Here is an 11,671-nt window from a genome sequence, read left to right as displayed (position 1 = left end):
CGGCCCCCGGCCCCCGCTCCCGGTTGGCTCCAGCTGCCCCCGCAGCGGATCAGCGCGCGGCGGCCGCCGTCAGTTTTGCCAGCGCGCCCTGCATCTTGGCGATGACATCGGCATCAGCCGCGATATCCAGACCCGCCAGCATCTCTGCCGGGTTTTCATAGGTCAGCCAGACCTGCCCCTCGGCATCCTCATGGACCAGAACCTTCAGCGGCAGGAAAAGCCCCGCCCGGATATCCGCCTGCATCGCGGGGGTGCCCAGCTTGGGATTGCCAAAGATCAGGAGTTGCGCCTCGGCGAGGGACATATCCACGGCTGCCGCACCCGCAGCGTGGTCTACCCGGGCAAAAACCGTGGCCCCGGCGCCTTCGACCGCCGTCTGTAGCGCATCCATGGTGTCAGACACGGAACTCGGGCTCGGAACCGTCATCAGTTCGGCTGCGGCCGGGATCGCGGAGAGCGCAGCAAGAGTTCCGGCAAGGGCGAGGGATTTGATCATGGCGATGGCTCCGAGAAAATGACAACATGCCAGCAGCACAGGCCAAGCGGGGCAAACAGGCAATTCACATCTCAGGCATCGGCAGAGTGTCGCTGACCTGACCGCCCCTCGGTGGCCCACCCTCTGCCAGGCAAGACCCGCGGTCGACACCCCAAGGCCGCGCGCGGCCTGCGGCACCGCGCCTGCTTTCCATTCCTCACGTAATGGCGTCTATTGCGCGGCGACAGCGCAATCGGCGCCTCCGGTTGCGATCACAGACACGAAAGTTCTCCCATGCCCCGCGTCCGCAAGACCCGCCTCCCAGACAGCGCCCGTTTGTGGCAGATGGTATCGCCCGGTGATTTTGTCGATGGCTATGCGGTCGACAGCCCGCTCACCCCGCGTGAGGCCGCCGATATCGGCCTGTCGATGCCGGGCTGGGCAGCCGCACTCCTGCGGCTGCGCAATGCCTTGGTCCGTCCGTTCGGACTGAAGACCGAGCTGAGCGACAGCGGCGAGGGCGCGATTTTTCCGGTGACATTCGAGGACAGCCGCGAGCTGATCCTGGGCGCCGATGATGCTCATCTCGATTTCCGGGTCACCGTATTGCGGCACGAAGGACGGATTCACATGGCCACCTGGGTGCATCGTCACAATCTGCTGGGACGGATCTATCTGGCGCTGGTGATGCCGTTTCACATCCTGATCATCCGTGACAGCATGCGCCGCATCGCGCGGCACCGCCCGATGATTGCATCCCAACCACCCGCGCAGTAAAGACACAAGGCACCCCCAGCGGCAAAGGGATCGCCATGCTGAAGACCCGTATCATCCCCTGTCTCGACGTGGCTGACGGCCGCGTGGTCAAAGGTGTCAATTTTGTCGGCCTGCGCGATGCCGGAGACCCGGTTGAGGCAGCCAAGGCCTATGACACGGCAGGCGCGGATGAAATCTGCTTTCTCGACATTCATGCAACCCACGAAAATCGCGGCACCATGTTCGATATGGTGCGACGCACCGCAGAGCAGTGTTTTGTGCCGCTGACCGTGGGCGGTGGGGTGCGCACAAAGGATGATGTGCGCGCGTTGCTGCTGGCAGGCGCCGATAAGGTGTCGTTCAATTCCGCAGCCGTGGCCAACCCGGATGTGATCCGCGAGGCGGCCGATCAGTTTGGCAGCCAGTGCATCGTCTGCGCCATCGACGCCAAGACCGTGGCCCCCGGCAAATGGGAGATCTTCACCCATGGCGGGCGCCGAGAAACCGGCATTGATGCGGTGGACTTTGCCCGGCTGGTCGTTGCCAAGGGCGCCGGGGAAATTCTGCTCACCTCGATGGATCGCGACGGCACGAAATCCGGCTTCAACCTGCCGCTCACCCGCGCCATTTCGGATGCGGTGGACGTGCCGGTGATTGCCTCTGGCGGGGTTGGCACGCTCGACCATCTGGTCGAGGGCGTCACCGAAGGCGGCGCCAGCGCGGTTCTGGCGGCGTCGATCTTCCACTTTGGCGAATACACCATCCAGGAGGCCAAAGAGCATATGGCCAAGGCCGGTATCCCGATGAGGCTGACATGAGTCTGCTGCACGATCTCGAAGCCACCATTCTGTCCCGCAAGGGGGCTGATCCGGAGAGCAGCTGGACCGCCAAACTGCTGGCCAAGGGTCCAGAGAAATGCGCCGAGAAATTCGGCGAGGAAGCCATTGAGGCCATCATTGAGGCGGTGAAGGACAACACGGCCGGACTTGCCTCCGAGGGCGCCGATGTGCTGTATCATTTTCTGGTGATGCTGGCGGCCCGCGATGTGGCGCTGGATGATGTGCTACAGGTGCTGGCCGAGCGTCAGGGTCTGAGCGGCATCGCCGAGAAGGCCGCCCGCCCCAAAGGCTGAAATCCAGGCCATGCGGCGGATCAGGGGAGGCGCAGCCTCCGCGCGGCACGCGCGGCTTGCCCTTGACGCGCAAAAGGCCCCTTACAATCGTCAAGGCCCTTCGAGGGATCCCAACACATCGTCTGCGCCGCGCAGCGGCGCCCGGCCCAACCGTGTATGCCGCCCGTCAGGGCGGCGGGAATGGGCGGGAGCGCCCTGCCCGGCGGTCGGGCATCACAGTTTCGACGAGATGATTCCGGTGGCAAACCCACCCATGCGCAGCTCGCCAAACAGGCGCTGATATTCAATCTTGGGGCACCGGTTCTGGATCACGGTGAGGCCTGCCGCTTCTGCCCGTTCAGCCGCTTCGGCATGTTCGACCCCGATCTGCATCCAGATCGTCTGCAGCCCCTCGCAGACCTCCAGCGCCTCCTCGACAATGGGTGGGACTGCCTCTGAGCGGCGAAAGATGTCGACCATATGCACCGGCTCGTCGATGTCCCGTAGACTGGCGTGAATGGTCTGGCCGAACAGGGTTTTGCCGGCATGACCGGGATTCACCGGCAGGACGCGATAGCCCTTGAACCCGAGATAGCGGGCCACATAGTAGCTGGGACGCACCGGGTTCGTGGAGACCCCGACCACGGCAATGGTCTTGCTGCGTGTGAGCACGTCCTTCAGATGTCGATCGGAATAGTCTGGCATCGCTCCCCCGGCTGTTCTGGCCTTGTATCAAGGCGCCCTCATCGCGCTTCGATCTGCCTGAGCCTATCGGCTGGGACACGAGGTGCAAGATGAATTGCAACGGCTCTGACGCCCGCAGACGGACCAGCCTGTTGGTGCAAGAACGAGAGATAAAGCCCGGTCAGACAATAAAAAAGCGCCCAGGACAAACCTGGGCGCGAGGTATGGAACGAGGGACAGTGAAAAAGATCTGCGAAGGTTCCAATTCGCAGTCTGTTAATAATATGGGATGGTCATCGCGTTTTGAAAGGGATCCTCTCAAATTCGTGACATTTCTCCTGCGGGGCCAGTCACATAGGCCCATAGCACAAGCAGGCGTTCGAGGCGGTCATTTGCGCAGGACGGCTGGCCACTGCTGTTCGGCATCAGCGATCAACCTCAGCCGCTCCGCCTCCCAGGCGGCCAATGCGCTGGGGTTGTTCAGGAGATAGAGTCGCCCGTCGGCAATCACCCAGAGCGTCGGATTGCCGGGCGCCAGATATCCCTGCGACAGCGCATAGGCGCAATAGCCGCCAAATCGTGGCGCAAAAGCTCTGGGATTGCGTTCGAATTCTTCCTGATTCTGCGATGAGGCAAAGCGCCAGATCGCCCCGCGCCACAGGATCGCATGGTCTTGCTGACCGGGAATTGCCGCGCCATCCTGAAAGAACGCCACCACGTCATGGCCGCCCACCGCCAGCCCCCGCGGCGCGGAGACCAGTGCAACCTCCGCCCGTGCTGGCGCGGCTGTCAGCGTCGCTGCGGCCAGGGTGATCAGCGCGCCCAGGCACAGGGCGGCGAGCCTGGATCCCGCCTTGGCATCGCTTCGCGTCGCGGCCCCGCCGACCACCAGACCGACCAGCAAACTGGCCAGCAAACCAGCCACCAGTCCTGCCGAGGCACCCAACACGGGCTGCGCGCAGGCGCGCCAGCTCCGGCAGATGATGGCAGTCGAAAACGTCACGGGCGTGCAGGTCCTTGTCAGGCAACTGGGGTTGAATTTAAAGCGCAGCAAGAACAGTCGCTCTTGCCCGGCCAAGTCTGCCCGGCGCGCAGGCCGCTGCAAAGGGTGGATACGCATTTGTGATGGATCCGTGACCTTTGCACAGATGCGCCCAACCCCTGATCGGGGCTGGGCCGCCGCTAGCGGTTCAGCTGGCGGCATCGACAGGCAGGCAAGGCTTAGCGCGCAATGGAGGCATAAAGCGCAATCGCCGCGGCATTGGAGACGTTCAGCGATCCGAATCCGCCCGCCGCGTCAATCTTCACCAGATGATCCACAGTTTCCTTGGTCTTCTGGCGCAGGCCCGGCCCTTCTGCCCCCAGCACGAGGGCTACCGGATCCCCCTTGCGCCCCTCAAGCACGGTTTCGATGGTCTCTTCCGCCTCGCCATCAAGGCCGAGCACCAGAAACCCCATCCGCTGCAACTCGACGATGGTATCGGCGAGATTGCGCATCCGCAGATAGGGCTGGCGCTCAAGCGCGCCGCTGGCGGTTTTGGCAAGGGCGCCGGTTTCCGGTGCCGAGTTGTGCCGCGTGCCGATCACGGCGCTGGCGCCCAGCACCTCGGCCGAGCGCAGGATGGCACCGACGTTATGCGGATCAGTGACCCGGTCCAGGAGCACCACACGCGGGCGTTCGGCACCGATGCAGTTTTCCGCCAGACCACCCCAGTTCAACGGCTTGACCTCCATCGCCGCGCCCTGATGGACGGATTGTTTGTCGATCGGCGGGTTGAACTTGCGCGGGTCGATCACCTCGGCCTCGATGCCCGACTGGGCGATGGCATCGGCCAGTTTCGCCTCGGCGTTCTGGGTCACCATCAGACGCAGTTTTTCGCGCTTGGGATTGAGCAGCGCATCGCGCACCGCATGCAGACCAAACAACCATACCGTTTCCGCCGAGGCTGCCTTTTTGGACTGCTCTTTTTCGACGACCCATTTGGGTTTTTTAGACATTTTGCTCTCCAGCAGAAAGAAATCCGGACCCGTGTGAAAATCTGGCGATTTTCCTGTTGACGCCCCTTTGGCCTGCTTGTAATCACGCCTCCACATCAGGTGCAACACGCAACTGATTGTGGGCGACAGGCCGCAAGGTGTGGCAGGGGACTGTAACTCCCTCGCGGAGACGCACGCCTGGTTCGATTCCAGGGTCGCCCACCATCTTCTCTCTTTCAGTGACGGTAAGCAAGAAGATGGTGGCAGCCGCCCGGACCATGGGCGCATCTCGCAAGCCTCTGATACATATCACTATTCCGGCACATCAAGACGCTCGGCCGCTGAGCTGCTTTCCATGTCATCTGCTGATGATCCGTGGCTGCGGCAGAAGAAAACCGGCGCAGCAATCTGCGCCGGCCTCATCGAATTGGAGGTTGGACGCGAAGGCTTCAGCGCTCCTGTTCGGCCTGTGCGACGGCGGAATGGACCCAGCTTACCAACGCCTCAAGGTCCGGTTCGGCCTCCTGTGCCAGCCCGTCGGAAAAGCTCTGAAACGCCTCCACATTCATCCGGTTCACACCTGAAACCACGACCGCGCCGCGCGCCAGCGCTTCGCCGATAACGGGGCGCATCCCGCGTCCGTCAGCTTCGTGTTTGCCAAATTTATTGACCAGCAGAACCTGCGGCGCCGGGTCCTGCCCCAGCGCTGCCGTGACCTGTCCAACCGCGCGCTCCAGCGCCTCGGGGTTCAGGCGGCAGCCGCGTGCCTCGGGGCCGAGAGACTGCGAGATGCGGATGGTTTCGCCCGCGGGCAGAACGCGCACATCCATGTCACAGAGCTGGCTGTCGTAGCATTCGGTGTTGGTCTGGACGATGCCAGCCAGCCGCAGCCCATCGGCCTGCAACCGCTCCGCCAGGGCGCTGAGCAGTTTATCGGTGGCACCGCGTTCCTGGGTCATCACGTAGGACAGATGCATTGTGGCCTCTTGCTAGGAAATTGCGTGCCCGCAGGCTAACCCCAAATGCACATGACAGCCAGAGGCCCGATTGCCGCGCGATACACGACTTTGGCATCAGACACGCTGTGCCAGCATCAGCACCGGATCATAGGTCAGCCGCACGCCCCCCTGATGGCCAAAGCGGCGACGATAGTCCTCCTCGAACTGGCGCAGCCTTCTGCGGGTCCAGCCTCCCCGAGACTGGCCATTCACGCCCGTTGCCCGCAGGTGGCGCAGCACGGCGCGCGGGGTCTCAAAGCTGAGCGTGATCGGAGCCTGCCGCAACTCGACAAGTCGCAGTCCCGGCGGCAGATGCTGCGCCCATTCGTGGTGATCCATGTAGTTGGGCGCCGCCGCCCCGGACCCCAGCGCGACCAATTCGTGGAAATGCGCGTGCCCAAAGCCAGAGAGCGCCAGCCAGCCACCGGGGCGCAGCGCGGTCTCAAACCCTTGCAGGAGGGAAGGCAGGTCGCCGATCCACTGCACAACCGAGGCAGCCGCGATCAGGTCCAGGTTTTCGGGCAGCGCGAGGGTTTCGATCCGTCCCGGCAGGAAGAGCGCCGATTGCCCATGCGCTGCCAGAACCGGCTGAAGGCCTGCCTCTGCCTCTGGCACAAGGTCGTTGAGCGTGAGATGGCGGACCGACAGATCCCGCAACAGCGCATCGGTCAGATGGCCGGTCCCTGCCCCGAATTCAAACAGATGTGCGACGGGGGAGGTGCCGATATGTGCAGCGAGGAGCGCCGACAGCTCTGCCGCGATCTGTGCCTGCGCGCTGGCAGCATCGTGGTAGCTCCCAAGCCCACGGCGAAAGGCGCGGGCCACGCGGGCGGCATCCACGGTTGGGGGGGGCAGATCCCTCATGACAGCAGGGCCTGCCAGCTGTCGAAGTGATCAAACGGCGCGTGGGCGGCTGTAGGCAGCTCCCTCAGCGCCACGCCCGCCCAGGCCCGGTGCTGATTTGCGGGCGGAAAGATCCGGTCCCGCCCGGCGATCCAGACCAGATCAAAGCCGACAGCCGGCGCCGGTCCGCGCTGCGCGACCGCATGCAGCTCGGCCCGGCGGGCGTCGATGTCGATCTCATGGGGAGACTGCGGCGCATTGAATGTCCGGCGCAGGAACTGGGCAAAGCTCTGCTCACTCAGCCCCTCTGCGGTCCTGGCCATCACCTCCGGCGGGATGCCGCGCGTCTCGTCCACAGGCGCAAGGGTGCCGTTGACCGCGACCTTGCGATCAAAGGGATCGCCGCGCCACTGCTGCCAATGGGCATAACCCGCAACGCCGAAAGACCAGGCCAGCAGCGTGACATGATCGTAGCCAGACAGATCGGGGAGATCGGCATCAAGGCTGCGGAAATCGCTGACAAACAGAACATCCTCAGGGCCGGTCAGATGCGCAAAAACATCCGCCCCAATCGCCCAGCCGCCGAAGACCACGATGGCCTCGACTGCCTCGTTCTGTTTGAGCCAGCGGAATTCCATCGCCTAGAGTTCCCGCGCCAGCCGCAGCATGCCTGCGGTGATTTCGCTCAGCTGATCTGCCGATGTGATGAAGGGCGGCATGGTGTAGATATTGGTGCCGAAGGGGCGCAGGAACACGCCCATCTCATGCGCCCGCGCGTGCGCCTCATCCGCCGAGACGCGGTGCTTCATCTCGATGACACCAATGGCGCCCAAGACCCGCACATCAGCCACATTGGGTAGATCGCGGGCCGGGGCCAGTTCGGCCTGCAACTGCTCAGCGATGGCCGCCACGGTGCCGCGCCAGTCCTGTCCGGTCAGCAGATCCAGAGAGGCCTTAGCCGCGGCGCAGGCCAGCGGATTGCCCATGTAGGTCGGCCCGTGCATGAACAGACCGGGACTGCCGCCGCCGATGCCCTCCGCCACACGGTCGTTGGTCATGGTGCAGGCAAAGGAGATATGGCCGCCGGTCAGCCCCTTGCCAAGGCAGATGATATCCGGCTCCACTGTGCAAAAATTGGTAGCGAACAGCTCCCCCGTGCGACCAAAGCCGGTAGCGATTTCGTCGAAGATCAGGAGGATACCCAGCTCATCGCAGATGATACGGGCCTGATTGAGATATTCCGGGTGGTAGAAATACATACCGCCAGTACCCTGCACCACAGGTTCCAGGATGAAGGCGGCGATCCTTTCTGCGTTGGCCTCCAGCACATCGCGCAGTTCACCCAATCCGTTTAGGGCCGGGTCGTCCACCCAGTCCTCATGGATGCGGACCGGCGGGCGTGAGACGAAATGCTGCACGCTCAGCGCGCCCTGGAACAGGTGGTGCATGCCGGTGTCGGGGTCGCAGACGCTCATCGCCTTCCAGGTATCGCCGTGATAGCCGGCGCGGATGGTGGCGAACTGCTGGCGGTCCGGCTGGCCGATAGCGTGCTGGTACTGCACCGCCATCTTCATCGCGACCTCGACCGAGACCGAGCCGCTGTCGCAGTAAAAAATGCGCGTCAGGCTTTCGGGCGCGATCTCCAAGAGCTTGCGGCCCAGGTCGATGGCGGGGTCATGGGTCAGCCCGCCGAACATCACATGCGGCAGGGTGTCGAGCTGGGCGTGGATCGCCTTGGTGATTGCCGGGTTCCTGTGGCCGTGCATCATGCACCACCAGGACGACATGGCGTCGATCAGCCTTGTGCCGTCGTCCAGCGTGATGTACATGCCCTCGCTTTCCTTCACCACAAAGGTCGGGCCAGGCTTGGCGACGTTGGTGTAAGGGTGCCAGAGGTGCTGCTGGTCGAATTCCAGCTGGGTGAGGTCTGCCGCACTCATGCCATCTCTCCTTGGGCCAAGGCCTCCTTGATCAGGTCCACGTTGATGCTTTCGGCAAAGGTATCTTCGAGCACCGTTCTTGTCCGGTCGATAGACCGGGCCGCGCCCGACCCTCCCCCCGGAAGGGCGCTTCGCACCCGCCCAGGCTCGGGCGCGGCCCTCAGCTCTTCCATGAAGGGCAGCCGTCCCAAATGCGCGACCTGGCCGAACTGGCAGATGGTTTCCTCCACCGCCGGCTCCGCGTCGCCTATGAAGGCCACGCCGACCACCGGACAGCCTGCATCGCGCAGCGCCCTCAGCGACAGCAGCGTATGGTTGATCGTGCCCAGCTGCGTCCGGGCGCAGAGGATCACCGGTGCGCACCAGCGGGCGAACAGGTCGAGGTACAGCAGCTTGCGGTTCAAGGGCACCATCAGCCCGCCCGCGCCCTCGGCCACCAGCACGCCGTCCACCTCGGGCAAGGACAGCGTATCCGGGTCGATCTCCACCCCTTCGGCCTCTGCCGACAGATGCGGCGAGGCGGGCAGCTGCAGCAGGTATCCCTCCGGCAGCGCCGGGCGGCCCGACAGGCGGGCGACGATCTGGCTGTCGGTCTCCTCCTCCAGCCCGGATTGCACCGGCTTCCAGTAGGTGGCACCGAGCGCCTGCACCAGACCGGCGGAAAAGATGGTCTTGCCGATGCCGGTATCGGTTCCGGTCACGATCAGCGCGCTCATGCTGCACTCTCCATTTCCCGGGCGAGGTCTTCGAACATCCGGGTGATGACCTCTGCCCCTGTGTTCAATGTGATCGACAGCCGCAGCCGCGAGGTGCCGCGCGGCACCGTCGGCGGGCGGATGCCGCGAATGTCATAGCCGCGGGCCTGCATCCTCGCGGCCAGCGCCATGGTGCGCTTATCGTCGCCAATCACCACCGGCAGGATCTGGCTTTGGAATCCTTCCAGCCCGCACTGGCGTTTGGCCTCATCATGCGCATGAGTAATCCCCTGCCACGCCCGCTCGCGGCGGCCCGGGTTCTGTTGCAGCTCCTGCAAGGCGGCCCGCACCAAAGCCGCATTCAAGGGTGACGGCGCGGTTGCGAAGATGAAGCCGCGCGCCTTGTTGATCAGCGTTTCGATCAGAACCCGCTGGCCGCAAATCAAAGCGCCGGAACCGCCCAGCGCCTTCCCGCAGGTGTGCAAGGAAAGGACGTTGGGGCGGTGGGCGATGTCATGTGCCAGTCCGCGACCCAGATCGCCGAACACGCCGGTCGAATGCGCCTCATCCACCACCAGCACGGCGCCCTCTGCATCCGCCAGCGCCATCAGCGCCCCCAGCGGCGCGAGGTCGCCGTCCATGGAATAAACCGCCTCTACCGCGATCCAGACCTGGCCTGAACCGCCTGTCGAGCGCCAATCCTTCAGCACCCGTGCCGCGTCCTCCGCATCGCCATGAGCGAAGCTGCGGGTCTCTGCCCGGCCCAGCCGCATCCCGTCATGGGTGCTGGCATGGATCAGCACATCATAAAGCACCAGATCATCTTGATGCGGCAGCGTGGAGAAAATCGCCTGATTGGCATTGAAACCGCCGCCCATGAACAGCGCCGCCTCGGTGCCGAAGAACGCGGCCGCCTCCGTCTCCAGCAGCTGGTGCTCCGCATCGTTGCCACGCAAGAGGCGCGAACCGCCCGCCCCCACCGGAACCCCGCGCGCCAGCGCATCTGAAGCGGCGGCGCGCAGCACATCGCTGCCTGCCAGCCCAAGGTAGTCGTTGGAGGCAAAGTCATGCCCGTCCCGCGGCATCAGTTGCCGGTAGCGTCCACGTGTGCGCAGCGCTTCCAGCGATCTGTCATGCCTCGGGAAGGCGCCCGCCATCAGCGGCTGCCGTCGCAGCCCGCGGCCATGGCGGTGATGCCCAGACGGTCGAACAGCTGCTGATCCTTGTCCTCTTCGGGGTTGTCGGCGGTCAGCAGCGTGTCGCCCACAAAGATCGAGTTGGCACCGGCAAAGAAGCACATCGCCTGCATCTCGTCCGACATATCGGTGCGGCCTGCGGAGAGGCGCACATGGGATTTCGGCATCAAAATCCGGGCCAGCGCCACGGAGCGGACAAATTCGATCGGATCCAGCTTCTCGACATTGGCGAGCGGCGTGTCGGCAATCGGGATCAGCATATTGACCGGCACTGAATCCGGATGCACCTCGAGCGTGGCCAGCGCCAGCATCATGTCGATGCGGTCCAGCTGCTGCTCGCCCATGCCGACGATGCCGCCGGAACAGACCTTGATGCCCGCCTCGCGAACCCGGTTCAGGGTGTCGATCCGGTCGGCAAAGGTGCGGGTGGTGATGATCTCGGAGTAGTAACGCTCGGAGGTGTCGATGTTGTGGTTGTAGTAGTCGAGACCGGCGTCGCGCAGGCGGAACACCTGCTCTTCGTCCAGCATGCCCAGGGTCATGCAGGTTTCCATGCCCAGGTCCTTGACGCCCTGCACCATCGCCTCAAGTGCGGCCATGTCGCGGTCCTTGGGCGAACGCCAGGCGGCGCCCATACAATAGCGCGTCGCGCCGCCTTCCTTGGCTTTCCTGGCCTCGGCAATCACTCGCTGCACCTCGATCAGCTTGGAGGCCGAGAGCTGCGCGCCGTTGCGCGCCGACTGCGAGCAATAGGCGCAATCCTCGGCGCAGCCGCCGGTCTTGATGCTCAGGAGCTTGGATTTCTGCACCTGATTGGGGTCGAAATACTGTCGGTGCACGCTGTGCGCCTCAAACAGCAGATCCATGAACGGCTTGTTGTAGATCGCTTCCGCTTCCTCGCGGGTCCAGTCGGTGCGGATGGGTGCAGCGTCCAGCATGCTGTCTCCTGTTCTCTATACCTGTCGGCCATGCGCGGATGGCGTTGCGGTTTTATAG

The 11,671-nt window shown here is 64.0% G+C and carries 14 protein-coding genes and 1 tRNA gene; 4 read left to right on the top strand and 11 right to left on the bottom strand.

Annotated elements, in window-relative coordinates; genetic code table 11:
* Positions 1 to 49: 49 nt before the first annotated feature.
* Positions 50 to 496 carry a DUF302 domain-containing protein gene (locus tag VWY75_RS05610; RefSeq protein WP_416535527.1) on the bottom strand — a complete coding sequence of 149 codons (447 nt, stop codon included), beginning with the start codon at positions 494 to 496 and terminating at the stop codon, positions 50 to 52.
* 273 nt (positions 497 to 769) lie between these two features.
* Between VWY75_RS05610 and VWY75_RS05605 the strand changes: the two genes are divergently transcribed.
* From VWY75_RS05605 to VWY75_RS05595, 3 genes are read left to right on the top strand one after another with little or no spacing between them, the layout of a single operon-like run.
* Positions 770 to 1,252 (top strand): DUF2867 domain-containing protein, encoded by a 483-nt coding sequence (locus VWY75_RS05605; protein WP_416538104.1) that lies wholly within the window; start codon positions 770 to 772, stop codon positions 1,250 to 1,252.
* A gap of 35 nt (positions 1,253 to 1,287) precedes the next feature.
* On the top strand, positions 1,288 to 2,049 hold the full coding sequence (hisF, locus tag VWY75_RS05600) for an imidazole glycerol phosphate synthase subunit HisF (RefSeq protein WP_416538103.1): 762 nt from the start codon (positions 1,288 to 1,290) through the stop codon (positions 2,047 to 2,049).
* Positions 2,046 to 2,363: a phosphoribosyl-ATP diphosphatase gene (locus VWY75_RS05595; protein ID WP_340545011.1), complete on the top strand. Its 318-nt coding sequence runs from the start codon at positions 2,046 to 2,048 to the stop codon at positions 2,361 to 2,363. The genes hisF and VWY75_RS05595 overlap by 4 nt, the downstream gene beginning before the upstream one ends.
* Before the next feature lie 213 nt (positions 2,364 to 2,576).
* Here VWY75_RS05595 and VWY75_RS05590 read toward each other — a convergent pair whose 3' ends face one another.
* The 3 genes from VWY75_RS05590 to rlmB all read right to left on the bottom strand — a co-directional run bounded on the left by VWY75_RS05590 (position 2,577) and on the right by rlmB (position 5,024).
* Complete coding sequence (locus VWY75_RS05590; RefSeq protein ID WP_416538102.1) at positions 2,577 to 3,047, bottom strand: CoA-binding protein; 471 nt, start codon at positions 3,045 to 3,047, stop codon at positions 2,577 to 2,579.
* Between the two features lie 367 nt (positions 3,048 to 3,414).
* A complete protein-coding gene (locus VWY75_RS05585) occupies positions 3,415 to 4,029 on the bottom strand; it encodes a YHS domain-containing (seleno)protein (RefSeq protein ID WP_416538101.1) in 615 nt (204 codons plus the stop codon).
* Between the two features lie 218 nt (positions 4,030 to 4,247).
* Positions 4,248 to 5,024 carry a 23S rRNA (guanosine(2251)-2'-O)-methyltransferase RlmB gene (rlmB, locus tag VWY75_RS05580; RefSeq protein ID WP_340545008.1) on the bottom strand — a complete coding sequence of 259 codons (777 nt, stop codon included), beginning with the start codon at positions 5,022 to 5,024 and terminating at the stop codon, positions 4,248 to 4,250.
* Positions 5,025 to 5,144: 120 nt separating this feature from the next.
* Here rlmB and VWY75_RS05575 point away from each other — a divergent pair.
* Positions 5,145 to 5,228: transfer RNA gene (locus VWY75_RS05575), tRNA-Tyr, on the top strand.
* Positions 5,229 to 5,452: 224 nt separating this feature from the next.
* On the opposite strand, the gene VWY75_RS05570 is transcribed toward VWY75_RS05575, so the two are convergent.
* The 7 genes from VWY75_RS05570 to bioB all read right to left on the bottom strand — a co-directional run bounded on the left by VWY75_RS05570 (position 5,453) and on the right by bioB (position 11,613).
* Positions 5,453 to 5,980, bottom strand: coding sequence for a DUF2478 domain-containing protein (locus tag VWY75_RS05570; RefSeq protein ID WP_416538100.1), 528 nt, complete (start codon positions 5,978 to 5,980; stop codon positions 5,453 to 5,455).
* A gap of 96 nt (positions 5,981 to 6,076) precedes the next feature.
* Positions 6,077 to 6,865, bottom strand: coding sequence for a methyltransferase (locus VWY75_RS05565; RefSeq protein ID WP_416538099.1), 789 nt, complete (start codon positions 6,863 to 6,865; stop codon positions 6,077 to 6,079).
* A complete protein-coding gene (locus VWY75_RS05560; protein ID WP_416538098.1) occupies positions 6,862 to 7,482 on the bottom strand; it encodes a pimeloyl-ACP methyl esterase BioG family protein in 621 nt (206 codons plus the stop codon). Before VWY75_RS05560 ends, VWY75_RS05565 begins: the two co-directional genes overlap by 4 nt.
* 3 nt (positions 7,483 to 7,485) lie before the next feature.
* Positions 7,486 to 8,784, bottom strand: a complete 1,299-nt coding sequence (bioA, locus tag VWY75_RS05555; RefSeq protein ID WP_416538097.1) for an adenosylmethionine--8-amino-7-oxononanoate transaminase — start codon at positions 8,782 to 8,784, stop codon at positions 7,486 to 7,488.
* On the bottom strand, positions 8,781 to 9,500 hold the full coding sequence (bioD, locus tag VWY75_RS05550; RefSeq protein WP_416538096.1) for a dethiobiotin synthase: 720 nt from the start codon (positions 9,498 to 9,500) through the stop codon (positions 8,781 to 8,783). Before bioD ends, bioA begins: the two co-directional genes overlap by 4 nt.
* Complete coding sequence (locus VWY75_RS05545; RefSeq protein ID WP_416538095.1) at positions 9,497 to 10,636, bottom strand: 8-amino-7-oxononanoate synthase; 1,140 nt, start codon at positions 10,634 to 10,636, stop codon at positions 9,497 to 9,499. The genes bioD and VWY75_RS05545 overlap by 4 nt, the downstream gene beginning before the upstream one ends.
* Positions 10,636 to 11,613 (bottom strand): biotin synthase BioB, encoded by a 978-nt coding sequence (gene bioB / locus VWY75_RS05540; RefSeq protein WP_416535518.1) that lies wholly within the window; start codon positions 11,611 to 11,613, stop codon positions 10,636 to 10,638. Before bioB ends, VWY75_RS05545 begins: the two co-directional genes overlap by 1 nt.
* Positions 11,614 to 11,671 lie beyond the last annotated feature (58 nt).

It is taken from the genome of Phaeobacter sp. JH20_08 (assembly GCF_048056635.1).
In the GTDB taxonomy this organism is placed as follows: Bacteria; Pseudomonadota; Alphaproteobacteria; order Rhodobacterales; family Rhodobacteraceae; genus Phaeobacter; species Phaeobacter bryozoorum.
This window is presented reverse-complemented; position numbering and strand designations above follow the sequence as displayed.

Coding starts and splice junctions, on each gene's coding strand:
- VWY75_RS05610 (WP_416535527.1), bottom strand. CDS start 496: ATGATCAAATCCCTCGCCCTTGCCGGAACTCTTGCTGCGCTCTCCGCG.
- VWY75_RS05605 (WP_416538104.1), top strand. CDS start 770: ATGCCCCGCGTCCGCAAGACCCGCCTCCCAGACAGCGCCCGTTTGTGG.
- bioA (WP_416538097.1), bottom strand. CDS start 8,784: ATGAGTGCGGCAGACCTCACCCAGCTGGAATTCGACCAGCAGCACCTC.
- VWY75_RS05560 (WP_416538098.1), bottom strand. CDS start 7,482: ATGGAATTCCGCTGGCTCAAACAGAACGAGGCAGTCGAGGCCATCGTG.
- VWY75_RS05595 (WP_340545011.1), top strand. CDS start 2,046: ATGAGTCTGCTGCACGATCTCGAAGCCACCATTCTGTCCCGCAAGGGG.
- hisF (WP_416538103.1), top strand. CDS start 1,288: ATGCTGAAGACCCGTATCATCCCCTGTCTCGACGTGGCTGACGGCCGC.
- VWY75_RS05545 (WP_416538095.1), bottom strand. CDS start 10,636: ATGGCGGGCGCCTTCCCGAGGCATGACAGATCGCTGGAAGCGCTGCGC.
- bioD (WP_416538096.1), bottom strand. CDS start 9,500: ATGAGCGCGCTGATCGTGACCGGAACCGATACCGGCATCGGCAAGACC.
- rlmB (WP_340545008.1), bottom strand. CDS start 5,024: ATGTCTAAAAAACCCAAATGGGTCGTCGAAAAAGAGCAGTCCAAAAAG.
- bioB (WP_416535518.1), bottom strand. CDS start 11,613: ATGCTGGACGCTGCACCCATCCGCACCGACTGGACCCGCGAGGAAGCG.
- VWY75_RS05570 (WP_416538100.1), bottom strand. CDS start 5,980: ATGCATCTGTCCTACGTGATGACCCAGGAACGCGGTGCCACCGATAAA.
- VWY75_RS05565 (WP_416538099.1), bottom strand. CDS start 6,865: ATGAGGGATCTGCCCCCCCCAACCGTGGATGCCGCCCGCGTGGCCCGC.
- VWY75_RS05590 (WP_416538102.1), bottom strand. CDS start 3,047: ATGCCAGACTATTCCGATCGACATCTGAAGGACGTGCTCACACGCAGC.